Annotated in this window: 19 protein-coding genes; 9 read left to right on the top strand and 10 right to left on the bottom strand. The window is 57.5% G+C overall.

Annotation, left to right across the window (positions count from 1 at the left end; translation table 11 throughout):
• Positions 1-75 precede the first annotated feature (75 nt).
• Positions 76-1320 (top strand): tRNA (adenosine(37)-N6)-threonylcarbamoyltransferase complex dimerization subunit type 1 TsaB, encoded by a 1245-nt coding sequence (gene tsaB / locus CR155_RS10530; RefSeq protein WP_102069989.1) that lies wholly within the window; start codon positions 76-78, stop codon positions 1318-1320.
• The gene (locus tag CR155_RS10525) at positions 1317-2180 is read left to right on the top strand and encodes a uracil-DNA glycosylase (RefSeq protein ID WP_233214131.1); all 864 of its coding nucleotides are present in this window, start codon (positions 1317-1319) and stop codon (positions 2178-2180) included. The genes tsaB and CR155_RS10525 overlap by 4 nt, the downstream gene beginning before the upstream one ends.
• Here the strand turns inward: CR155_RS10525 and lplT are convergent.
• The gene (gene lplT, locus CR155_RS10520; RefSeq protein ID WP_102069988.1) at positions 2177-3484 is read right to left on the bottom strand and encodes a lysophospholipid transporter LplT; all 1308 of its coding nucleotides are present in this window, start codon (positions 3482-3484) and stop codon (positions 2177-2179) included. The genes CR155_RS10525 and lplT overlap by 4 nt on opposite strands.
• A 254-nt stretch (positions 3485-3738) precedes the next feature.
• Here lplT and smc point away from each other — a divergent pair, with 254 nt between their 5' ends.
• From smc to ligA, 3 genes are read left to right on the top strand one after another with little or no spacing between them, the layout of a single operon-like run.
• The gene (smc, locus tag CR155_RS10515; protein WP_102069987.1) at positions 3739-7263 is read left to right on the top strand and encodes a chromosome segregation protein SMC; all 3525 of its coding nucleotides are present in this window, start codon (positions 3739-3741) and stop codon (positions 7261-7263) included.
• Between the two features lie 51 nt (positions 7264-7314).
• Positions 7315-8340 carry a cell division protein ZipA C-terminal FtsZ-binding domain-containing protein gene (locus CR155_RS10510; RefSeq protein ID WP_102069986.1) on the top strand — a complete coding sequence of 342 codons (1026 nt, stop codon included), beginning with the start codon at positions 7315-7317 and terminating at the stop codon, positions 8338-8340.
• The gene (gene ligA / locus CR155_RS10505) at positions 8337-10424 is read left to right on the top strand and encodes an NAD-dependent DNA ligase LigA (RefSeq protein WP_233214128.1); all 2088 of its coding nucleotides are present in this window, start codon (positions 8337-8339) and stop codon (positions 10422-10424) included. The genes CR155_RS10510 and ligA overlap by 4 nt, the downstream gene beginning before the upstream one ends.
• 110 nt (positions 10425-10534) lie before the next feature.
• On the opposite strand, the gene CR155_RS10500 is transcribed toward ligA, so the two are convergent.
• Genes CR155_RS10500 through msrB form a run of 4 tightly spaced genes read right to left on the bottom strand, consistent with a single transcriptional unit; the run spans position 10535 to position 12564 of the window.
• Positions 10535-11311, bottom strand: coding sequence for a peptidylprolyl isomerase (locus CR155_RS10500; RefSeq protein ID WP_102069985.1), 777 nt, complete (start codon positions 11309-11311; stop codon positions 10535-10537).
• 10 nt (positions 11312-11321) lie between these two features.
• Entirely contained in the window at positions 11322-11585 is a 264-nt protein-coding gene (locus CR155_RS10495; protein ID WP_102069984.1) for a BolA family protein, read from the bottom strand.
• Complete coding sequence (locus CR155_RS10490) at positions 11585-12172, bottom strand: septation protein A (protein ID WP_102069983.1); 588 nt, start codon at positions 12170-12172, stop codon at positions 11585-11587. The genes CR155_RS10495 and CR155_RS10490 overlap by 1 nt, the downstream gene beginning before the upstream one ends.
• Positions 12169-12564, bottom strand: coding sequence for a peptide-methionine (R)-S-oxide reductase MsrB (gene msrB / locus CR155_RS10485; protein WP_102069982.1), 396 nt, complete (start codon positions 12562-12564; stop codon positions 12169-12171). Before msrB ends, CR155_RS10490 begins: the two co-directional genes overlap by 4 nt.
• 310 nt (positions 12565-12874) lie before the next feature.
• On the opposite strand from msrB, the gene CR155_RS10480 reads away from it, so the two are divergent.
• The 4 genes from CR155_RS10480 to CR155_RS10465 all read left to right on the top strand — a co-directional run bounded on the left by CR155_RS10480 (position 12875) and on the right by CR155_RS10465 (position 17877).
• Entirely contained in the window at positions 12875-14044 is a 1170-nt protein-coding gene (locus tag CR155_RS10480; protein ID WP_102069981.1) for an ABC transporter substrate-binding protein, read from the top strand.
• 165 nt (positions 14045-14209) lie between these two features.
• A complete protein-coding gene (locus CR155_RS10475; protein WP_102070161.1) occupies positions 14210-15247 on the top strand; it encodes a branched-chain amino acid ABC transporter permease in 1038 nt (345 codons plus the stop codon).
• Positions 15248-15250: 3 nt separating this feature from the next.
• Complete coding sequence (locus tag CR155_RS10470; protein ID WP_102069980.1) at positions 15251-17086, top strand: branched-chain amino acid ABC transporter ATP-binding protein/permease; 1836 nt, start codon at positions 15251-15253, stop codon at positions 17084-17086.
• A complete protein-coding gene (locus CR155_RS10465) occupies positions 17083-17877 on the top strand; it encodes an ABC transporter ATP-binding protein (protein WP_102069979.1) in 795 nt (264 codons plus the stop codon). Before CR155_RS10470 ends, CR155_RS10465 begins: the two co-directional genes overlap by 4 nt.
• Before the next feature lie 73 nt (positions 17878-17950).
• Here the strand turns inward: CR155_RS10465 and CR155_RS10460 are convergent, their stop codons facing one another.
• The 5 genes from CR155_RS10460 to CR155_RS10440 form a co-directional block, all read right to left on the bottom strand.
• Positions 17951-18922 (bottom strand): branched-chain amino acid ABC transporter permease, encoded by a 972-nt coding sequence (locus CR155_RS10460; RefSeq protein WP_102069978.1) that lies wholly within the window; start codon positions 18920-18922, stop codon positions 17951-17953.
• On the bottom strand, positions 18919-19806 hold the full coding sequence (locus tag CR155_RS10455; RefSeq protein ID WP_102070160.1) for a branched-chain amino acid ABC transporter permease: 888 nt from the start codon (positions 19804-19806) through the stop codon (positions 18919-18921). Before CR155_RS10455 ends, CR155_RS10460 begins: the two co-directional genes overlap by 4 nt.
• A 97-nt stretch (positions 19807-19903) precedes the next feature.
• Positions 19904-21115, bottom strand: coding sequence for an ABC transporter substrate-binding protein (locus tag CR155_RS10450; RefSeq protein ID WP_102069977.1), 1212 nt, complete (start codon positions 21113-21115; stop codon positions 19904-19906).
• Between the two features lie 49 nt (positions 21116-21164).
• A complete protein-coding gene (locus CR155_RS10445; RefSeq protein WP_102069976.1) occupies positions 21165-21878 on the bottom strand; it encodes an ABC transporter ATP-binding protein in 714 nt (237 codons plus the stop codon).
• Positions 21875-22648 carry an ABC transporter ATP-binding protein gene (locus CR155_RS10440; protein WP_102069975.1) on the bottom strand — a complete coding sequence of 258 codons (774 nt, stop codon included), beginning with the start codon at positions 22646-22648 and terminating at the stop codon, positions 21875-21877. Before CR155_RS10440 ends, CR155_RS10445 begins: the two co-directional genes overlap by 4 nt.
• Positions 22649-22694: the final 46 nt, after the last annotated feature.

Genomic DNA, 22694 nt, shown 5'->3' with positions numbered 1-22694 from the left:
GGCCGTCTGTCGGCTGAACGTCTTACGCTCTGTCCTCCTTGTCAAGGATATCCCTGCGGCGTTTAAAATGCACTCATGACTTTACATATTTTAGCGCTTGAGACATCCTCCAGCCAATGCGGAGTTGCCCTCTTGACACAGGCAGACGGGCGTTTACAACTTCACTCCCTGAACCATGACGGCACTGGCGAGCATGCCGAACGCTTGCTGCCCATGGCAGACGACTTGCTGGCAAAGGCGGGCGTCTTTCGCAGCGACTTGAGCGCTGTGGCCTTTGGCCAGGGACCAGGCGGTTTCACCGGTTTGCGCGTGGCTTGCGGAGTTGCCCAGGGAATTGCATTCGCGCTCGGTATCCCCGTTTTGCCGATTTCGTCTCTGCAAGCCGTTGCGGCACGCAATTTCGATCCGGCGGCGGCATTGTGTCCCATATCGGTCGTGCTGCAGGATGCGCGTATGGGGGAGGTCTATCTGGCCGTCTACCAGGCCGACGGGGATGCGGCGAGCGGGTGGCGCGAGCTTCAGGAGCCTATCCTGCTGAACGCCGCAGACGTAGGCCCATGGCTCGAGCTTTCACGGCCAGCCTGGCAGGCTAAAAATTCGGAAGTTCTGCCTGTTCGACTGGTCGGCGATGCGCTCACCGCCTTCCCCGCGCTTGCGCAATTGCAAGTCGAGCAGCCCGATGTGCAGCTAGGGCGGCCTTTACGGCCCGATGCCGAAACCATCGCCCGGCTTGCCCTCATTGCATGGCACACCGTGGGCGGTGTCGAACCGGAGTTCGCAGCCCCTCTTTATGTTAGGGATAAAGTGGCCTACACGACACTTGAACGTCAAGAAGGCAAGGGCGGCAACCCCAAGGCGGCACAGCATCTGGCCGCGATACGGCCCATGGCAGCCGGTGATCTTGAGCAGGTTGCCGCCATCGAGCAATCCGTGCAATCGTTCCCCTGGACCCGCGGCAACTTTGCCGATGGTCTTGAAGCTGGCTACGGAGCTTGGGTTGCCGAGCAGGGAAGCCGCATCGCCGGCTTTTGCATGGCCATGTTCGCCCCTGATGTGGCCCATCTGCTCGTCATAGCCGTGTCGCCGTCATCGCAGAAGACAGGCATAGGGGCTGCCCTGATCAGGCGATGTGAGCGCGAGGCCGTGGCACGCGGTCTGCCAGCCGTTGTCCTGGAGGTGCGCCCATCCAACGCCGGTGCTCTGGAATTTTATCGACATCATGGATACGAGCAGATTGCAGTTCGTAAAGACTATTATCCCGCAGGGTATGGTCGGCGAGAGGACGCTTGTGTGATGCAAAAACGGCTTAATGAAGCATGAACAATTCTGATATCCATGGCGCACCGGCGCTCAATGCATTGCAGCTTGCCTGGCTTCAGGAAATCGGCCTCGATAAGCGCATGCTTGCCCGGTACGCGGCAAACATCGGGCGCGTGGACGCCGAATCGACGCCTGCAGTGGTCGCCGCGGGACCCGTGCCCACCTCTCGGCGCGGCCCTGACGTAATTGAATCCATGCCGCCTGGCACTGTGGATGCTTCCGATACGACGCCTGGCTTGCGACACATCGCCGAAGTGCAAATCATTCCCCAGGTCTGGGAGGACTTGCAGAATTTTATCGCCGTTTGCTCGGCGTGCGGCCTGCAGGCTGGGCGTAGCCAGACCGTATTTGGCACTGGCGCCGTCGACGCGCCGGAATGGCTGCTGGTCGGCGAGGCGCCCGGCGAACATGATGACAAGATGGGGCTGCCGTTCCAGGGAAGACCGGGCGTTTTGCTCCAGGCTATGCTCTCATCGATCGGGGTTCAGGAGTCCCAAGTGTTTTTCACGAACCTGATCAAATGTCGCCCTTTGGGCAATCGCACGCCCAGACCAGAAGAGATCGAAGCTTGCCTGCCTTATTTGCGGCGCCAGATATCGCTCTTGAAGCCGCGCCGTGTGCTGGCGCTGGGCAAGCTGGCTGCGCAGGCCCTGTTAGGCACTGACAGTGAACTCGAAGCATTGCGTGGGCGGGTTCACCATCTAAGCAGTCAAGATGGCCAGATTATCCCGTTGGTGGTGACGTATCATCCGGCGGCGCTGCTGGTACGGCCACAACATAAGGCTGATGCATGGCAGGACCTGAACCTGGCTCGCGCCATAGTCTGCGGCCATACAACGCAGGACCGGCCAACGCATTAATGCCTTAGCGCCTGGCCATGTCCGTGTTGGCCGATCGTGTTTTCCAGGCGCGGATCGGCACGGTGATTGCATCGATTCCAGTGGATAAACAGCAACATGAGCGATGCGACCAGCAAGCCGAATATGATGATGATCACGTTGATCGGAAGGTTCAGCCACAACATAAGGCTATAGAGAGCCAGCATCAGCAAGATATTCAATTGTTCATTGAAATTCTGCACGGCGATGGAATGACCCGCTGAAAGCAGGACATGTCCACGATGTTGCAATAGCGCGTTCAAGGGCACCACAAAAAATCCGGATAGCCCACCTATGATCAACAACACGGTGTATACCGCCCAGCGCTCGTGCACGATGGGCATGAACATTACCGCAAATCCCATTATTACGCCCACCGGCAAGACCGACAGGGCACGCTTCAACGGAACACGGCCGGCAAGAATCGACCCACCAACTGTTCCGATGGCGGCGACGCCCATCAGCACGGATGCCTGATCCAGGCGGTAGCCCAGGTGTCTTGCGCCCCATTCGATGACAATGAATTGGAGCGTGGCGCCTGCGCCCCAGAACAGCGTCGTCACGGCAAGCGATATTTGCCCTATCTTGTCTCGCCAGAGGATACGGACGTAGCCGCCGAAGTCGCTGATCAGCGTAAAGGGATTCCTGTGCTGTTTGGGATAGCGCACATTGGTGGAAGGAATCAGCAGATTGGTGGCGGCAGCCAGCAGGTACACCACGCCGATACACAAAATGGCAGCTTCGGTTCGAGTCTGCACCAGCGCATTGATCCAGGGCTGGGCGAGCAATACCTGGGAGACGGCCGGGTTGATGAGTACGCCGCCCAGAACCGTGCCGGCGATGATAGACAGGACGGTCAGCCCTTCGATCCAGCTGTTTCCCTTCACCAGAAGTTCCGGTGGCAGCATCTCTGTAACGATGCCGTATTTTGCTGGCGAGTACGCCGCAGCTCCGATGCCCACCAGGGTGTAAGCGCAAAATACCAGGAATAATTGTTCGTCATTGGCCAGGCCCAAGCTTTGACAGTAGAACATCAGCAGACATCCGCCCACTTTGATCGCATTTGTGATGAACATCACCTTTCCTTTGGGAAAGGCATCGGCGAATGCGCCAACAAACGCGGCCAGCGCTACATAGGCTAGTGCGAACCACCATTTCATCATGGGCGCCATCCAGTCGGGACCTTGCAAATCAGCAATTAACGCGATGGCGGCGATGAGCAATGCATTGTCTGCCACGGACGAAAACGCCTGCGCTATCATGACCAGATAAAAGCCTTTTTTCAATGGAAAGTCTCGATTGAGGGGTTAGTAAAGCAACGGACGACACTGAAGAGAAAAATGTTAGTGAGTATAACTTTGGTGCGATGAGTTGACGGAAAATCATAGCGTAGTTTCTTTTCGGACGTCGTTGCGCTCCCGGTGCGTTATCATACGAGACGATCTCAGCCAGGCATTCCACGTTGTTTATTCGCAGGTCTTTCGATCGCCGGGATCGCGCATCCGGCGTGTCGCTTCATTCCTTCTAATGCTCGCTTATTGTGCGTCTGACCCAAATAAAACTTGCCGGTTTCAAATCATTTGTCGAGCCGACGGTCATTCCCACGCCCAGCCAGTTGGTCGGAGTGGTCGGTCCTAACGGTTGCGGCAAGTCCAACATCATCGATGCTGTCCGCTGGGTACTTGGGGAGACCAAGGCATCGGAGTTGCGCGGCGAGTCCATGCAGGACGTCATTTTCAACGGGTCGGGTCACCGCAAGCCGGCCGCCCGCGCATCGGTAGAGCTGGTATTCGACAATACAGAAGGACGTGCGGTCGGCCAATGGAGCACCTATGCGGAAATCGCCGTAAGACGCGTGCTCACGCGTGACGGTGCGAGCAGCTACTACGTCAACAACCAGCAGGTGCGCCGTCGCGACATTCATGACATATTCCTGGGCACGGGGCTGGGTTCACGGGGTTACGCAATTATTGGGCAGGGGATGATCAATCGCCTGATCGAAGCGCGACCCGAAGAGCTCAGGGTTTTCCTGGAAGAAGCGGCGGGTGTGTCGCGCTACAAAGAGAGGCGCCGGGAAACAGGCAGTCGCCTGGCAGACACCCGGGAAAATCTCATTCGGGTTGAAGACATACTGCGCGAACTCGAAAGTCAGCTACAAAAACTCGAGGCACAAGCCGAGGTCGCACAGCGGTATCGTGCCTTGCAGGAGGACGGCGAACAGAAACAACATGCGCTGTGGTTGTTGAAGGAAAGTAACGCCCGCCAGGACCAGCAAGATAAATTCCTGGCGATCGAACATGCGCAAACTGAACTTGAAGCGGCTACCGCTAGTCTGCGCGCTGGCGAGTCGGCGCTTGAAACCAGGCGCCAGGCGCATTACTCAGCTGGTGACACGGTTCATGCGGCACAAGGACTGCTTTTCGAAGCGGGTGCCCAGGTAAGCCGGCTCGAGGCGGAAATTCGGCATGTGGTGGATTCGCGTAACCGGGTGCAGGCCCGCCGCGATCAGCTTCAAGTGCAGTTGCAAGAGTGGGCTGACCAACAATCGCATTGCACCGAGCAAATCGCAGAGGCCGAAGCCGATCTCGAAACAGCAGCGGGTCGGACGGAAGAATTTCGTGCGCGCGCTGAAGAGGCCCAGACGCATTTGCCCGATATCGAGAGCAGACTGCGTCTTGCGGCCACTGCAAGGGATCAGATGCGCGGCGTGCTGGCGCGCGTTCAACAGGATCTGGCGCTGGTCGCCCAGACCCAACGCGATGCCGACCGGCAGTTGCAGGCGCTCGAGATGCGCAAGGAGCGCCTTGAGCAGGATCTGCGCAACCTTAATGCACCCGACCCGGACAACATAGTGCGGCTGGCTGGTGATATTTCCGCCATGCAGGCGCAACTCCAGGAAACCCAAGGCCAACTGCTGGAACTCGAGGACCGGCTGCCAGCGCTGGAGGAACAACGTCGTGACGCACAGGCAGTCTCGCAAGAGGCATCACAGGTCGTAGCCCGTCTGGACGCACGTCTCGCGGCTCTGACCGCCTTGCAGGACGATGTGCAAAAGCAGGGCGCCCTCGAGCCTTGGCTGGCGCGTCATGAACTGGCTGGCCTGGGGCGTTTATGGCAAAAGCTCCATATCGAAGCAGGTTGGGAAACGGCATTAGAGGCCGTGCTTCGCGAGCGCATGAGTGGACTGGAGATTCGCCATCTGGAGCATGCGCGTGCCTTTGCCGATGACGCGCCTCCCGCGCGGCTGGCTTTCTATCAGGTTCCGCCCGCATCCGCGACAACGTTGTCCGCCAATGGCCCGAAGCCGCTAAGTACCCTGCTGCGCCTTACGGACCTCGATCTGCAGACCTTGATGGGACAATGGCTGGATGGAGTCTTTGTTTGCGCCGACCTTGCCCAGGCGCTTGCTTTGCGGGCCGAGTTGCCGGCGGGCGGGGTGTATGTGGTCAAGGAAGGCCACCTGGTCGATATGCATAGCGTCCGCTTCTATGCGCCTGATTCGGAGCAGGCGGGCATGTTGGCCAGGCAGCAGGAGATCGAGAATTTGCGGCGTGACCTGAAGGCGCGCCAATTGGTGGCCGATCAGGCGCTCGTCGTCGTGAGCCAGGCCGAGAGCGCCTGGCAACAGGGTTCGCAGGCGCTGGCGCCGGCGCGTCAGCGCCTGTCCGAGCTGACACGTCGTCTCCACGATGTGCAACTCGAACACTCGCGATTGCAGCAACAAGCCGAGCAGTCGGAAGAGCGCGCGACCCGCATCAGGGAAGACCTGGCCGAGATCGCCATGCAAACTGAAGAATTGCTGGCTGGCAAGGAAGAAGCCGAGGCGCGTTTCGACGTACTCGACGCTCAGCTGGCAGAGCATCAGGAGCGCTATTCTGGCGCCGAAATATCGGGGGAGGAACTCGCCCTGCAGGCAGAGAATGCGCGTGTGCATTTACGCGACCTGGAACGCGCGGTGCAGGAATCCGAGTTCGCCGAGCGCGCCTTGCAGACGCGTATTGCGGACCTGAATCGCAATTTGCAATTGGCGGTCGATCAGGCGCGGCGTGCAGGTACCGAACTGGACGGGCTGCAGGGCGAGCTATTCGAACTCGATGCGTCGGCATCACAGGCGGGCCTGCAGGACGCGCTGGAATTGCGTGCGGAACGTGAAGAAGCACTAAGCCTCGCACGCATTCAGCTGGACAACCTGGCGGCGGCGCTACGCAGTGCCGATGAAGAGCGTTTGACGCTGGAGCGCTCGCTGGAACCGCGACGTGCCCGCATCATGGAGCTGCAGCTGCAGGAGCAGGCGGCGCGCCTTGCTGTTGAACAATTTGCAGAGCAACTGGACGCGCACCAGGTCGACCGGCAAGCGCTGCGCGAGCTCATCGAACAGCGTCCCGAAGAGTGGCAGCGTACAGGCTGGCTTCAGTCGGAAGTTCAACGAATTTCACGCGTAGTGGATGCGCTCGGCCCGGTCAACCTGGCCGCTCTCGATGAATTGAATTCGGCCAGCGAGCGCAAAGGTTTCCTGGATGCGCAGCATCAGGACCTGACCTCGGCCATCGAGACCCTGGAAGATGCGATTCGTAGAATCGACCGCGAAACACGTGAACTGCTCCAAGATACCTTCGACAAGGTCAATTTCCACTTCGGCGAGTTGTTTCCGCGTCTTTTCGGGGGCGGCGAGGCGCGCCTGTCGATAACCGGCGATGAGATTCTCGACGCTGGCGTGCAGGTCATGGCCCAGCCGCCAGGAAAACGCAACAGCACCATACACTTGCTGTCGGGGGGTGAAAAGGCACTGACCGCCACCGCGCTGGTCTTCGCGCTGTTCAAGTTGAATCCGGCGCCGTTCTGTCTGCTGGACGAGGTGGACGCGCCGCTGGATGACGCCAATACCGAGCGTTATGCGAATCTGGTCAGCAGCATGAGCGAACAGACGCAGTTTCTCTTTATTTCGCATAATAAAATTGCAATGCAGATGGCCAAGCAACTGGTTGGCGTTACCATGCAGGAACAAGGTGTATCGCGTATTGTGGCGGTAGATATCGACTCGGCCCTGCAACTTGCTGAGGTCTGATTACGAGCATGCATAAATGCATAAATATTTGGTGATACGGCGGACTGACATATGAGTGATTTGCAAATCGGGTTGATTCTCCTGGGCGTTGTACTGATCCTGGTCGTGCTCCTGTTCAATTGGTGGCAAGACAGGCGTATACGCCAAAAAATGCAGGAACATTTCCCCGAGCGTGAGCATGACCCCCTGATGGGCAGCAGCGTACCGAGCGCCGCGGGAAGGCGCGAGCCTGGCTTTGGGCTGCGTGATCCGGTCGAAGAACTCGCTGCCGACGACCCGGCCGAGGTAGACCCGGCTTGCGAAGTCGTCATCGACATCAACTTTGCGCAGCCGGTCGGCACGGCCCAATTGCAGGCGGCAGTCCAGTCCATGCACAAGGCTGGCAACAAGCCGGTGCGTATCTTCGCCGAGCGCGAAGGCGGCGGCCATCGGGCAAAGCTGCGGCCCAACGAGAACTATGTGTCAATGCAGCTCTCGATACTGCTGGCCAATCGCAGTGGACCGTTGACCGATATCGAATGGTCGCATCTTTGGTCCATGGCTCAACGCCTGGCTGAACGATTCGATGGGGCTATCGAGGCGCCGGAACAAGAGCAGGTCATGCAGCGTGCTGCACAATTGGATGAACTCTGCGCGCGCCTGGATGCTCAGGTCGGCCTGGCCTTGCGCTTGCCGGGCACACAGGCGGTAAGCCATGTCAGCCAAGTGCTTAAGGATGTGGGATTCTTACCTTACGGTTCCCAGCTGGCATGGATGGCCGACACCGGCCTACCGCGATTTACGGTTCTGTTCGATGGCGTGCATGCCAGGGAAGTGCAATCTGCTGGGGTGGACCGCATCGACCTGCTGCTGGATCTGCCCAACAGTCCGCCCGACGAGCAGGCATTCAGCCGCATGGCCAGCGTGGGACGCGACTTGGCCGGCCGTCTGGATGCCGTATTGCTCGACGATCAGGGCAACCCCCTACCCAATGAGACCGACCGTGCCATCGACAAGCAGCTCCTCGGCCTGTATACACGTCTTCACGAAGCAGGGTTCGAGGCCGGTACCGAGCGCACGGCAAGGGTTTTTTCGTGAGTACTGGCCCCAGGATTCCGGTTGCGCAAAGGCTGGACGAATTGCGCGCCGAGATCGCACGGCATAATCGCCTTTATCATGTGCACGACGCGCCCATCATCTCCGACGCCGACTATGACAGGCTGATGAAAGAGCTGGTGGCGCTGGAAGAGGCGCATCCAGATCTCATTACGCCGGATTCACCGACGCAACGGGTGGGTGCCGCTCCGCTGGCCGCCTTCGGCAGCGTACGGCATGCCGTGCCCATGCGCTCGTTGGGCAATGCCTTCGCAACGGAAGATGTGGTGTCTTTTGACAAGCGGGTGTCCGAGACACTGAAAGGAGCCGGCATGCTTGGCGGCGATGCGCAGGTCGAGTATGTCGTCGAGCTGAAGTTCGATGGCCTGGCCATCAGCTTGCGCTACGAGCAGGGCCGTCTCGTTCAGGCAGCCACGCGTGGCGACGGGCAGACCGGTGAAGATGTCACCGGCAACATTAGAACCTTGCGCTCCGTGCCGTTGAAGCTCTCCGGCGACTTCCCTGAGGTGCTGGAAGTGCGTGGCGAAGTGCTCATGCACCGGCATGACTTCGAAGCGCTGAATCAGGCGCAACAACGTCGTCGCGAGAAAATATTTGTAAACCCGCGCAATGCTGCGGCGGGGAGCCTGCGCCAGCTGGATCCCCGCATCACTGCAACCAGGCCCTTGCGATTTTTTGCCTATGGTTGGGGCGAAATCCGCATCCGTCACGATGGACACATCGATCTGTTCCAGCAAGAGGCCGGTGAGTCTTCCATGCCGCGCACCACCCATGCTGGAATGCTGGATTGGTTCGAGCAGCTGGGGCTTCCGGTCAACGACGCCCGCCAGGTTGTCAAAGGCGCAGATGGCCTCTTGGCATTTTATGATCAGACGGGCAGCGTCCGCGCGCAACTTCCATTTGATATCGATGGAGTGGTCTACAAGGTGAACTCCCTGGCTGCCCAGGGTGTGCTGGGATACGTGGCCCGAGCGCCGCGCTTCGCCATCGCGCACAAGTTTCCCGCCGAGGAAGAAACGACAACCCTCGTCGGCATCGATGTGCAAGTGGGGCGTACGGGGGCCATTACACCGGTCGCCCGCCTGAAGCCGGTTTTTGTCGGCGGTGTGACCGTCACCAATGCGACCTTGCACAACGAGGACGAGATCCGCCGTAAAGATGTACGTATCGGCGACACCGTCATTGTGCGACGGGCTGGCGATGTCATCCCGGAAGTGGTCGGGCCGGTGCTGGAATTGCGTCCGAAGGGCACTGTGCTGTATCAGACGCCGAAGACTTGTCCGGTATGCGGCTCGGCCGTCGAACGCCTTGAAGATGAAGCCATTTCGCGTTGTACCGGCGGCTTGTTCTGTGCTGCCCAGCGCAAGCAAAGCATCATTCATGCGGTGAGCCGCAAGGCGCTTGACATCGAGGGACTCGGCGAAAAACTGGTGGACCAGTTGGTGGACAGTGGGCGGGTGAAGTCCTTGGCCGATCTATTCACGCTGACTGTGCTTGAACTGGCATCCTACGAACGCATGGGCCGCAAGTCGGCCGAGAAGCTGGTGGGGGCGCTGAAGCAGGCATGCACGCCCGAGCTTGGGCGACTACTGTACGCCCTGGGCATACGACATGTGGGAGAAACCACAGCGCGAGACCTGGCTAGGCATTTCGGCTCTATCGACGCACTGATGAACGCCGATGAATCACAGTTGCTTGCCGTGAACGATGTCGGGCCGGTGGTGGCCGCGTCGATTACCCGGTTCTTCGCCGAGGCGCACAACCGCGAAGTGATTGCGGCGCTTGCCAGCGCAGGGGTACACCCCAAGTTGGAGGTGGCGCCCGCCGGTCAGCAACGCCTTGCAGGGAAAACGTTCGTGCTAACGGGAACCATGCCCACCTGGACGCGCGACGACGCGACGCGTCATATTCTGGCCGCGGGTGGAAAGGTCAGTGGGTCGGTGTCAAAGAAGACCGCATACGTGGTCGCGGGGGAGGACGCAGGCGGCAAACTTGCGAGAGCCCGGGAACTTGGCGTACCGGTACTGGATGAAGACGCTCTGAAAGCGCTGCTGGATCTGGGGTAAACCGACAAGGAAAATGTTCGCGTCTGGCTGCAATACGGCATGTTGCATATGGACCGACGCTTCGCCGTCATTCCTGGTTCGAGGGGAATGACGGCTGTGTATAGCAGTTTTTACTTGATGGTAGCGTTCTTGATCAGGCCTTGTTGGAATTCGGCCAGCTGCTGCTGATGCAGCATTTCTTCAATTTGCGGCTTGACCTCTTTCAGCTCGGGGAACTTGACTTCACGACTGTCCTCGACCTGGATGATGTGCCAGCCGAACTGAGTCTTCACGGGTTTGGTCGTCATTTCGCCTTTCTTCAGTCCTTCGACGGCTTCAGCGAATTCAGGCACATAGTTGCTTGCGGGCCCCCAGCCTAGATCGCCACCGTTCTTGCCGCTGCCTGGATCCAGTGAATCTTTCTTGGCGGCCGCATCGAATGTGGTTTTCTTGCTGTTGATTGCCGCTGTCAGGTCTTCAGCTTGCTTCTGTTCTTTGACCAGGATATGACGCAGCTTGTATTCTTGTTTACCGGCTTGCTCTTTCTTGATTTTTTCGTATTCAGCCTGGATCTTGGCGTCGGTGACCGGATTTTTCTTCAGGTAGTCGGCCATCAGTGCACGAACCAATATGCCTTGGCGGGCCAATTCGATTTCCTGGGTGACGGCGGGTTGTTTGTCGATGCCGGCCTTTTCTGCGGCCTGGACTGCAACAAGGCGATTGACCATTTCCTGCTTGACTTGTGTGCGGAGTTCGGGCGTGTCGGGGGCCCCTTGGCTGACCAGCAGGGCAACGAATTGATCCAGCTTCGCTTGCGTAATGGCCTGGCCATTAACGGTGGCGACGGTTTGCGCATAGGCTGGGACGGCAATCGCGCAGGCTGCTGCGAATACGGCGAGACGTTTCATGTAGATCCTTTTACTGGTTGGCTTTGGCATCGATTGCCAGGGCGTGAATGGGATAAGGCATTAGATCGTGAACGCGATCATACACAAGTCGGTGGCGGGCCACGGTGGAGAGCCCGGAAAATTGTTCCGACCGGATCACGACACGGAAGTGGCTTGCGCCGTTTTTACTGCCCTCATGGCCAGCGTGAAAATGTGATTCATCAATGATGTCAAGTTGCGTGGGCACCAGTGATTGCAGGCGCTCCCGAAGCAGGTCCATACGTTCTGTAGACATCAGGACCTCTCTTCTTTTCGGGGTGTCGGCACGGCGGTCAGTGGTTCGTTCTCGTCTTTCATGTGCTTGCCAAGCCATACTGACTGTGCAATCACAAACAGGAGCAGCAGAGCCATAAGGCCAAATACTTTGAAATTGACCCACTGGGCTTCGGTAAATGCACCGGAAAATGCAACATACAGGTTGAGCGCGCCCGACAGAATGAAGAAACTGGCCCAGCTGTAATTCAGTTTGTCCCAGACGGCCGGCGCCATGCTTACCTTATCGCCCATGAGCTTCTGCATCAGGTTGCGTCCGAAAAACCACTTTCCGCCCAACAAGATGCATGCAAACAGCCAGTACAGCACAGTAGGTTTCCATTTGATGAACACATCGTTATGGAAAAACAGCGTAGCCCCGCCGAAGACGATGATGACCGTAAGGTTGATCCAGTGGGTGGCTTCGATGGCCTTGCCGGTCGCCTTCAGCCAGATAAACTGGCCTATACCTGCTGCGATGGCGACGGCAGTTGCCGTGAAGATATCGGAGAACTTGAACGCCACGAAAAAAAGAATCAGCGGGAAAAGGTCGAAAAGGAATTTCTTCATTTAACGGGTTCAAACTTCAAGGATACCGAGTTGATGCAATAGCGCCTGCCGGTTGGCGGGGGGCCGTCGGGAAATACGTGACCCAGATGCGAATCACAGATGTTGCAAAGCACTTCGGTGCGTTCCATGCCATGGCTTCTATCGGTTTCTTCGCGGACATTGGCAGGGTCTAGCGGTTCGAAATAGCTTGGCCAGCCGCAGCCCGCATCGAACTTGGTATCGGAGGCGAACAGTGCCGTGCCGCAACCTATGCACCGGTAGATCCCGGATTCGCTCGTATCCCAGTACCGGCCGGTGAAGGGCCGTTCCGTGCCTTTGCCGCGAGCGACGGCGTATTCTTCGGGACCAAGTTGTTCTCGCCATTCGGCGTCGGTTTTGTGGATCTTGTTCACGTGACTACCTATAAAAAGCTGCGCATATATCAATTGTCATGTTAATCGACTTTGCAGGCAGGCAGAAGTTCAACCCCATGGTACTTTTTATGTGCAGTCTATGCAGGGAATCCCCTAAAAGACTTTGTTTCTATTTTTGTCCATAATCGCGAATCCGCCCTAAAATTGCTAGAACCTTAAACCATAAATGGAAAACACCTATGTTTTCTGCCGTTTTCACGTGATACGCTAAATCAAAGAACGGGCTATTTTTTGTATAACTTCCCCGCTGCCATTTCCGGCCGGACACTGCCCCCATGGAGACAAAACAATGAAACTTAAACAGTCACTTCGGCTTTCGATGCTGGCAGGCGCCGTCGCGTTTGCCTTGCCGATGCTTGCTTCGGCGCAGATCAAAGTCGGTATTACCGTTGCCAGCACCGGACCCGCTGCGTCGTTGGGCATTCCCGAACGCAATACCGTCGCCTTGCTGCCTACAGAAATTGCAGGCCAGAAAATTGAATATATTGTCCTCGACGATGGCACGGATACAACTGTTGCGGTCAAGAACATGCGCAAGCTCATCACGGATGACAAGGTGGATGTCGTTATCGGCACGTCGGTTACGCCTGGGTCGCTGGCCATGGTCGACGTGGCGGGTGAAACCAGTACGCCCATGATCAGCGTGGCTGCGAATGCCAAAATCGTCGAGCCCGTGGAAGGCGCGCGCAAATGGGTCTTCAAGACGCCCCAGAATGACCAGCTGATGGCTGGCGCATTGGCTGACGCCATGGCAAAGCAAGGTGTAAAAACCCTGGGTTTCATTGGTTATAGTGACGCCTATGGCGAAGGCTGGCTCAATGTCATGACCGAAGCCGCAAAGGCCAAGGGTATCAAGATGGTCGCCGTCGAGCGCTACGGTCGTACCGATACCAGCGTAACCGGCCAGGCTCTCAAGCTTGTCGCCGCCAGGCCTGACGGCATCCTGGTGGCTGGCTCCGGCACACCGGTTGCCTTGCCCCAGCGAGAGCTGAAAAGCCGCAGCTATAAGGGCATCATGTACCAAACACATGGTGCGGCCAATAATGATGTGCTGCGTGTCTGCGGCAAAGATTGTAACGACATGATCCTGCCCGCCGGCCCTCTGCTGGTGGCCGATCAACTGCCCGACAGTAATCCAGTCAAAAAGAGCGCGCTCGAATATAAAACCAAATACGAAGCAAAGTACGGCGAGGGCACCATCAATACCTTTGGCGGGCATATGTGGGATGCGGGTCTTCTGGTCGCCACCGCGATTCCCCAGGCGCTCAAGGGCGGGGCCAAGCCCGGAACACCGCAGTTCCGCCAGGCATTGCGCGATGCCATCGAACAAATCAAAGACCTGCCCGCCTCGCAAGGCGTGTTCAACATGAGCGCCACCGATCATGCCGGATTGGACCAGCGCGCCCGGGTCATGGTCAAGGTGGTCGACGGCAAGTGGACATACCAGCCTGATCTTTGATAGGTACTGTTCAGGACCGGTCGTACAATGCGGCCGGGCCTGTTCGCGCAGAGCAGGCGAGAACGCTCACGCGCATACGGATACCGGCCGCGCGGGCCGGTATTTATTGCCTCCTGAAGTAGGGCGCCGGGCTCGCCGGTACCCGTTGTTATGGTGCTGTCCGACATGGATTCAACGATATTACTGATACTGCTGCAAGACGGCATCATGAACGGGGCGATCTATGCGCTACTGGGCCTGGCGCTGGTGCTTGTATTTGTCGTGACGCGCGTCATTTTTATACCGCAGGGTGAGTTCGTGGCCTTCGGGGCGCTGACCCTGGCGTTTATGGTCAATGGCCGCATACCCGGCACCGTCAACCTCCTGCTCATCATCGGCGCGGTCGTGTTCGCGGTAGAGTTTTTTACCGCGTTACGCAGCAATAATTGGACGGGTATGGGCAAGACCGCCGCCTGGACACTATTGCTTCCCGTCATCATGTATCTGCTGGCTCCCTATATCGTCAGCAAAGACACCTCGCTATGGATCAACGTGCTGTTCTCCATGGCCTTGGTCGTTCCCCTCGGGCCCATGCTGTACCGACTGGTGTACCAGCCAGTTGCCGAAGCTAGCGTGCTGGTCTTGCTCATTATCTCAGTGGCCGTGCATTTCGCCCTTACCGGCCTGGCGCTTGTCTTTTTCGGCGCCGAGGGCTGGCGCACGCCTCCCTTCATGGAAGGAGAGGTTCAAATGGGGCCCGTAAGCTGGTCGGCCCAGACTTTCTTCGTGTTGGGTACGTGTGCCCTGCTCATCATCGGCCTATGGGTGTTTTTTGGCAAAACTTTGTATGGCCGCGCCCTGCGGGCCACCGCAGTCAACCGGCGAGGCGCCCGCCTAGTGGGAATAAGTACCAATATGTCGGGCAGCCTTACCTTCACGTTGGCGGCTGCCATCGGGGCACTGTCAGGCATGCTCATTGCGCCCGTCACCACCATCTACTACGACACGGGATTTCTTATCGGCCTTAAAGGCTTCGTAGCGGCTATTTTCGGGGGACTGATCAGCTATCCCATAGCAGCGGCCGGCGCCTTGTTCGTCGGCATCCTGGAAGCCTTTTCTTCATTCTGGGCCAGTGCCTACAAAGAGGTTATTGTGTTTACGCTCATTATTCCTGTGTTGTTGTGGCGCTCTTTTGGCGCTCATCATAGCGACGACGAGGAGTAAATCATGAATCGTATATTGCTGGTCGTTGTCGTTCTGGTGTTGGCCGGTTTGCCATTGGCATCAAGCACACCTGAATTCTGGATCACTCATCTAAATTATGTCGGCCTGGCCAGCCTGGTCGTGCTCGGCCTGCTGCTGTTGACCGGTGTCGGCGGTCTTACTTCATTTGGACAGGCGGCGTTCGTCGGAATTGGCGCCTACACCACCGCTTGGCTTACGACCTCGATAGGATGGTCACCCTGGGTCGCGTTGTTTATAGGTCTTGCCGTGACTTTCCTGGTGGCCTACGTGCTGGGAGCCATTACCTTGCGTTTGTCGGGGCATTACCTGCCCTTGGGCACGCTGGCATGGTCGCTTTCTTTGTACTATCTCTTTGGAAATCTCCAGTTTCTCGGCCAGTATGACGGCATCGCCGGTATTGCGCCGATCCGGATTTTCGGACTTTCCATGGGTAACGGACGCTATATTTATTACTTGATCTGGGTGGCTGTATTGCTGGCCATGTGGGCCACCCGAAATCTGCTTGACTCCCGCCCGGGTCGTGCCATACGGGCGCTGAAAAGCGGTGGCGGGATGGCGGAATCGTTTGGCATCAACATGGCGAATTACAAGGTGATCATCTTTGTCTATGCCGCCTTGCTGGCTTGCGTATCAGGTTGGCTATACGCCCATATGCAGCGCGCAGTCAGCCCGAGCCCATTCGGGCTGAACTATGGCATCGAGTATCTGTTCATGGCGGTTGTCGGCGGTGCGGGCAGCGTGTGGGGCGCTGTGCTGGGATCGACCCTGATCCTGACCCTTAAAGACCAGCTGCAAAACGTATTACCCAAGATACTGGATACAACGTCCAATTTCGAGCTCATCGTATTCGGCGTTTTGATGATACTTGTACTGCAGTACGCGCGCGATGGCGTCTGGCCCATTCTTGCCTCGTGGTGGAACATTCTGACTGGGCGCACCGAACGCCGCCGCGTTGCCCCACCGCCATCGGCTCCCGCCTTAACAAAACGCCCCCGCCCCGAGAAAGGTTCTTTAGTGCTGGACGTCCAGGAAATCCGCAAGGAATTCGGCGGGCTCGTGGCTGTCAATGACATCAGCTTCTCGCTGAAAGCGGGTGAAATCATGGGCCTGATCGGACCTAACGGCGCGGGAAAGAGCACGACGTTCAACCTGATTACCGGCGTGCTGCCCGCCACCAGCGGCAAAGTCCAGTTCCTGGGAGAGCGCCTTGATATCCTGCCTTCTCGTGAAATCGCCCGGCTGGGCGTCGGTCGTACCTTTCAGCATGTGCAACTGCTGCCAACCATGACAGTGCTCGAGAATGTGGCGTTGGGTGCACATTTGCGCAGCAGGGTCGGCGTGTTGTCTGCTGCCTTGCGCGTCGATCGGAGTGAGGAAGCAAAGCTTTTACATGAAGCGACAAAGCAGCTTCAGCGAGTGGGCCTGGGTGATTACCTGTACGAACAGGCCGGGAATCTGGCGCTGGGCCAGCAACGGATTCTCGAGATCGCGCGCGCCCTGGCGGCCGATCCCGTGTTACTGCTGCTGGACGAGCCGGCCGCGGGATTGCGCTACAAGGAAAAACAGGAGTTGGCGAAAGTGCTCGACCAACTGAGGCTGGAAGGCATGAGCATTCTGCTTGTCGAACACGATATGGATTTCGTTATGAATCTTACCGATCATTTGGTGGTCATGGATTTCGGCACCAAGTTGGCAGAGGGCAAGCCCGCTGATGTACAGCAGAACCCGGCGGTACTTGCCGCGTATCTGGGCGGCATAGATGATGATTTCGACTTTGATGTTCCGGCCACTGGTACCGCACAAGGGGGTCTGGCATGAGCAAGAGCGACAACAAGCCCAAACACCCCATCCTGAAGGTTACGGACCTGTCGGCCAGGTATGGCAAGGTCAACGCGGTGACCGGAGCCAGTATCCTTGTCACCCGCGGCAGCATTGTGACCGTCATCGGCGGCAACGGGGCCGGAAAGTCCACCCTGCTAAATTCCATCATGGGGTGCCTTCCCGCGTCCGGGAGCAGTGTCGGCTCGGTCCAGTACCTGGGCGCCGAGATTGGCTCATGGCAGGTGGAACGCCGGGTGTCCGACGGAATTTCCCTTGTTCCCGAAAAGCGCGAACTGTTTGCCAGCATGTCGGTCGAAGATAATCTTCTGCTGGGCGGCTTCAGGCTCTATCGCGCTGGCAAGCATGGCTGGAAAGAGACCATCCACGAGGTCTACGATCTGTTCCCGCGACTGCAAGAGCGACGTAGCCAGGAGGCCGGCACGCTGTCTGGCGGCGAACGCCAGATGCTGGCGGTAGGCCGGGCGCTGATGGCTCAACCTCAGTTGTTAATGTTGGACGAGCCCAGCCTGGGCCTGGCGCCAAAGATCGTAAGGGAAATCTTCCAGATCATCTCGCGCTTGCGAAGCACTGGCGTCGCAATCCTGCTGGTCGAGCAGAATGCCCGTGCTGCCTTGCAGGTGGCTGACTATGGATATGTGCTTGAGACAGGCGAAGTTGTACTCGAGGGCCGGGCCAGCGAGCTCAGCGGCAATCCACGGGTGATAGAAAGTTATCTTGGACTGGGAAATGCCAAGAAGGCGGCTTCCGCCGAAGTCGCTGGGGCGTAGTGGGGGGTGTTCGGCCGGCAATAAAAAAACGGACGCATTCAGCGTCCGTTTCTTCCTTCACTGGCAGAGGCGTTTACGCCTTTCTCGTCTTGGAAAGATGAATCAGCTCACCCACGATCCCGCGGCGGAAAGCCATAACGCAGATGATGAAGATCAGCCCGATCACAATCGTTACCGACTCACCCAGCACCTGGAACCACTGGATGCCAGTCGCGTGGCTCAAGAACCGTCCGAACTCGCCGACTTTGTTTTCGAGCATCACCACGATAATCGCGCCCAGCACAGGACCTGTGAACGTACCGAGTCCGCCGATCAGCGTCATTAGAATGACCATGCCCGACATCTGCCACGTTGCATCCGACAGCGTTGCGGATACGAACACGAGCGCTTTCGTTGCGCCAGCCAGGCCTGCAAGCGTCGCGGACAGCACAAACACCAGCAACTTGAAATTGTCGACGTTATAGCCCAAAGAAATTGCTCGAGGTTCATTTTCCCGGATGGCTTTGAGAACCTGGCCGAAAGGCGAGTTGATGGTGCGCCAGCATATGGCAAAGCCCAGGATGAAGATGACCATGACCACGTAATACAGGTTCAGGTCGTTGCTGAGATCCAGCCCGAAAATGTTGCCGCGTGGTATGCCTTGCAATCCATCTTCACCGTGGGTGAACGGTGCCTGAAGAAAGTAGAAGAACACCATTTGCGCCATGGCCAATGTGATCATGGCGAAATAGATGCCACTGCGCCGTATGGCCAGGGCGCCCATCAGCAGGCCCAGTACCGCTGCCACGCCGGTACCAAAGAGCAACCCCGCCAAGGTTGGAAGACCCCATACGGCAAGAGAGTGTCCCGTAGCGTAAGCGGCTCCACCCAGGAACGCGGCGTGACCGAATGACAGAAGACCTGTGTAGCCCAGCAAGAGATTGAAAGCACATGCAAAAAGGGCGTAGCACATTACCTTCATGACAAAAATAGGGTAGGCGCCTATTGCCGGCAGGAAGGCAATTATGATCGCAACCAGTAAATAACCTATCAATTGACGATTCATTTTTCTTTCCCGAATAGACCTGCAGGGCGCAGCAGCAAGACAATGACCATAATGATGAATACAACAGTATTGGAGGCTTCGGGCCAGAACACCTTGGTCAGGCCTTCGATGATGCCCAGACCCAATCCTGTGACGATGGACCCCAGGATAGAGCCCATGCCGCCAATCACGACAACCGCAAAGACCACGATGATGAGGTTCGAGCCCATCAGCGGCGATACCTGCATGACGGGCGCGGCAAGCACGCCGGCAAAACCGGCCAGCCCTACACCGAAGCCGTAGGTCAGCGTGACAACTAGCGGGACATTCACACCGAAGGCTTCGACGAGCTTGGGATTTTCGGTGCCGGCACGCAATAATGCGCCGAGACGTGTCTTCTCGATGACGAACCACGTGGCAAAGCACACGACGAGTGACGCAACGACGACCCAGCCGCGGTAAATGGGCAGGTACATGAAGCCCAGGTTCACGCCGCCAGCAAGGAGGGCGGGTGTCGCATAGGGTTGCCCCGACACGCCGTACATACTGCGAAACAGGCCTTCCAGGAGCAGCGTAATGCCGAAGGTAAGCAGCAGGCCGTACAGGTGATCGAGCTTGTACAAGTGGCGGATCAGCGTGCGTTCAAGAAGGATGCCGAATGCCCCGACGACCAGCGGCGTGACCACGAGCATGACCCAGTAGTTCAAGCCCAGGTATGCAAGTCCCATCCAGGCCAGGAAAGCACCCAGCATGTAGAGGGCGCCGTGTGCAAAATTGATGATGTTCAGCAGACCGAATATCACAGCCAGGCCGAGCGATAGTACTGCGTAAAATGATCCATTCACCAAGCCCAGCAGTAGCTGGCCGAGTAGAGCTTGGATAGGTATGCCGAATAGTTCAGTCATATGTATGGGAAATCCTGACAAGCCGGGTATGTTCAGAGCAATAACGGCAATGCTCCCGCATGCAGCCTGGAGCATTGCCTTTCATGGGAAACAGACTTTATTTCTTGATGAATTTGCAGGTGGACTCTTCAAGGGATGCATAGACTTTATCGCCTGGCAGGGTCTCGACGATGTTGTAGTAGTCCCAAGGCTTTTTGGACTCGGATGGCTTCTTGACTTGCATGAGGTACATGTCGTGGATCATGCGGCCGTCTTCACGGACATAACCGTCCTTGGCGAAGAAGTCGTTGACCTTGTTTGATTTCATCCATTTCATCAATGCATCGCCGTCGTCGGTACCGCTGGCCTTGACGCCTTGCAGATAGAAATTAACGGCGGAATAGTCGCCAGCTTGCAGGAATGACGGCATGCGCTTGTGCTTCTCGAAGAAACGTTCGCCCCATTTACGGGAAGCGTCGTCCTTGTCCCAATACCAGCCGCTGGTCAGGTACATGCCCTGAGTGTTTTCCAGTCCAAGGGCGTGTATGTCGTTGATGAACACCAACAGGCCGGCCAGGTTCATGGTGTTGGTTACGCCGAACTCTTTGGCAGCCTTGACGGAATTGATGGTGTCGCCGCCCGCGTTGGCCAAGCCCAGAATTTTTGCGCCCGAGGACTGAGCCTGGAGCATGAATGACGAGAAGTCGGATGTTGACAGCGGCGCCCTGACCGCACCTTTGACCTCGCCGCCCGAAGCTTTGACCACGGCGGCGGTATCACGCTCGAGCGCGTGGCCGAAAGCGTAGTCGGCCGTCAGGAAGAACCATGACTTTCCGCCATTCTTTACGACTGCAGATCCGGTGCCGCGCGCCAGCGCAATCGTGTCGTAGGCGTAGTGAACGGTATAAGGCGAGCATTGAGCATTGGTGAGGTCGGACGCACCAGGACCTATGGCAATGAACGGTTTCTTTTTTTCCGCTGCTACGCCGGCCATGGCCAGCGCCGTACCTGAACTGGTGCCGCCTATGAGTACGTCGAGCTTGTTTTCGTCGAACCATTCGCGCGCGCGGGCCGAGGCGATGTCGGCCTTGTTTTGATGGTCGGCAACCAGCAATTCGATTTTCTTGCCATCGATACTGCCGCCGGCGTCGGCGATCGCCATGCGGATCGACTCTGCGCCGGCTGGGCCGTCGATGTCGGAATACAGGCCGGACATATCGGTAATGAAGCCAATGCGAATGACGTCATCGGATATGCCTGCTGCCTGTCCGGGCGCGGCCATCGTGAGGCCGGCAAGAGCAAATGCAGCAGTTAGGGTATGCAATTTCATGAAAGAGTCTCCTGATTTTGTGGTGCCGGTGGTCCGGCGTTTGTAAGTGTTAGACGCCTAATAGCGTGTTGAGCACATCTTGTTTGGCTTGAAGTTCATCTGAATGAAATTGTTCCACGATCTGGCCATGTTCCATGACATAGAAACGATCGGCCAGAGGCGCGGCAAAATGGAAGTTCTGTTCGACCATGATGATGGTGTAGCCCTTGGCCTTCAAGGCAGTGATCATGCGGGCCAGCGCCTGCACGATGACGGGGGCAAGGCCTTCGGATATCTCGTCCAGAAGCAACAGATTGGCACCGGTACGCAGAATTCGTGCGACCGCAAGCATTTGTTGTTCACCGCCGGAGAGACGGGTGCCCGGCGAATGCTTGCGTTCTTCGAGGTTGGGAAACATCTCGTAGATTTCCGCGAGCGACATACCACCACCAAGCGTTTCGCCGACGGTAGGGGGCAGGAGCAAGTTTTCTTCGCAGGACAGGCCGGCGAAAATACCTCGCTCTTCGGGACAGTATCCGATGCCCAGATGCGCAATGCGATAGGTGGGCAGGTTGATGGTTTCAGTACCTTGTACACGTATGGAGCCTTTGCGTGTGCCGGTAAGGCCCAGTATGGCTCGAAGCGTGGTGGTTCTTCCGGCGCCGTTGCGGCCCAGCAGAGTGACCACTTCGCCCGGCGCGACAGTGAGGTTGACGCCATGCAGAACGTGAGATTCGCCATACCAGGCGTGCAGATTGGATATTTCGAGAGCGGCGGTATTCATCCGTGAGCCCCTTCTAGTTCACCGGTCGTAGTGCCCATGTAGGCCTCCATAACGCCGGCGTTGCTTGATACTTCTTGGTAGGTGCCTTCGGCCAGCACGGCGCCACGCGCCAGAACGGTGATTTTGTCGGCAATTTGTGAGACAACCTTCATATTATGTTCAACCATGAGTATTGTGCGCCCTACACTGACTTTCTTGATAAGGTCAGTGACCCGGCTTACGTCTTCATGACCCATGCCCTGCGTGGGTTCGTCCAGCAGCATGAGTTCGGGTTCCATGGCCAGTGTCGTAGCGATTTCCAGTGCCCGCTTGCGTCCGTAGGGCAGATTTACTGTCAATTCGTTGGCATATTCGCCCAAGTCGACTTGCTTCAGCAAATCGAGTGCTTTGCCGTTGAGATTTCGGAGTATCTTATCGCTGCGCCAGAAGTGGTAGGAGAGCCCAGTGGCTCGCTGCAAGCCGATGCGCACATTTTCCAACACGGTAAGCTGCGGAAATACCGCGGAGATCTGAAATGAACGGATGACGCCGCGACGCGCAATTTGCGTCGGCTTTTCATGAGTTATTTCATGGTCGTTGAGAAAAATCTTGCCCGACGTGGGCGTAAGGAATTTGGTGAGCAGGTTGAAGCAGGTCGTCTTGCCGGCGCCGTTCGGTCCGATCAGTGCATGGATGGTACCGCGCTTGACCTGGAGATTGACGTCCTTCACGGCAATGAAGCCGCGGAACTCCTTTACCAGGTTCTTGGTTTCTAGAATGTATTCGCTCATAGCCAGCCAGTCGGTGTGAAAAACGAGAGAGGATAGGGCCGAAGTA

This window comes from Pollutimonas nitritireducens, assembly GCF_002849615.1.
Taxonomy (GTDB): domain Bacteria; phylum Pseudomonadota; class Gammaproteobacteria; order Burkholderiales; family Burkholderiaceae_B; genus Pollutimonas; species Pollutimonas nitritireducens.
The sequence above is the reverse complement of the archived record's forward strand: the minus strand, read 5'-3'. Positions and strand labels throughout refer to the sequence as shown.

Bases quoted from the DNA above. Each gene is read 5' to 3' on its own strand.
- CR155_RS10470 (WP_102069980.1), top strand. From the start codon at position 15,251: ATGAATCGTATATTGCTGGTCGTTGTCGTTCTGGTGTTGGCCGGTTTG.
- CR155_RS10475 (WP_102070161.1), top strand. From the start codon at position 14,210: ATGGATTCAACGATATTACTGATACTGCTGCAAGACGGCATCATGAAC.
- CR155_RS10465 (WP_102069979.1), top strand. From the start codon at position 17,083: ATGAGCAAGAGCGACAACAAGCCCAAACACCCCATCCTGAAGGTTACG.
- CR155_RS10455 (WP_102070160.1), bottom strand. From the start codon at position 19,806: ATGACTGAACTATTCGGCATACCTATCCAAGCTCTACTCGGCCAGCTA.
- CR155_RS10490 (WP_102069983.1), bottom strand. From the start codon at position 12,172: ATGAAGAAATTCCTTTTCGACCTTTTCCCGCTGATTCTTTTTTTCGTG.
- CR155_RS10460 (WP_102069978.1), bottom strand. From the start codon at position 18,922: ATGAATCGTCAATTGATAGGTTATTTACTGGTTGCGATCATAATTGCC.
- CR155_RS10480 (WP_102069981.1), top strand. From the start codon at position 12,875: ATGAAACTTAAACAGTCACTTCGGCTTTCGATGCTGGCAGGCGCCGTC.
- CR155_RS10440 (WP_102069975.1), bottom strand. From the start codon at position 22,648: ATGAGCGAATACATTCTAGAAACCAAGAACCTGGTAAAGGAGTTCCGC.
- CR155_RS10445 (WP_102069976.1), bottom strand. From the start codon at position 21,878: ATGAATACCGCCGCTCTCGAAATATCCAATCTGCACGCCTGGTATGGC.
- tsaB (WP_102069989.1), top strand. From the start codon at position 76: ATGACTTTACATATTTTAGCGCTTGAGACATCCTCCAGCCAATGCGGA.
- CR155_RS10525 (WP_233214131.1), top strand. From the start codon at position 1,317: ATGAACAATTCTGATATCCATGGCGCACCGGCGCTCAATGCATTGCAG.
- CR155_RS10500 (WP_102069985.1), bottom strand. From the start codon at position 11,311: ATGAAACGTCTCGCCGTATTCGCAGCAGCCTGCGCGATTGCCGTCCCA.
- CR155_RS10450 (WP_102069977.1), bottom strand. From the start codon at position 21,115: ATGAAATTGCATACCCTAACTGCTGCATTTGCTCTTGCCGGCCTCACG.
- CR155_RS10495 (WP_102069984.1), bottom strand. From the start codon at position 11,585: ATGTCTACAGAACGTATGGACCTGCTTCGGGAGCGCCTGCAATCACTG.
- CR155_RS10510 (WP_102069986.1), top strand. From the start codon at position 7,315: ATGAGTGATTTGCAAATCGGGTTGATTCTCCTGGGCGTTGTACTGATC.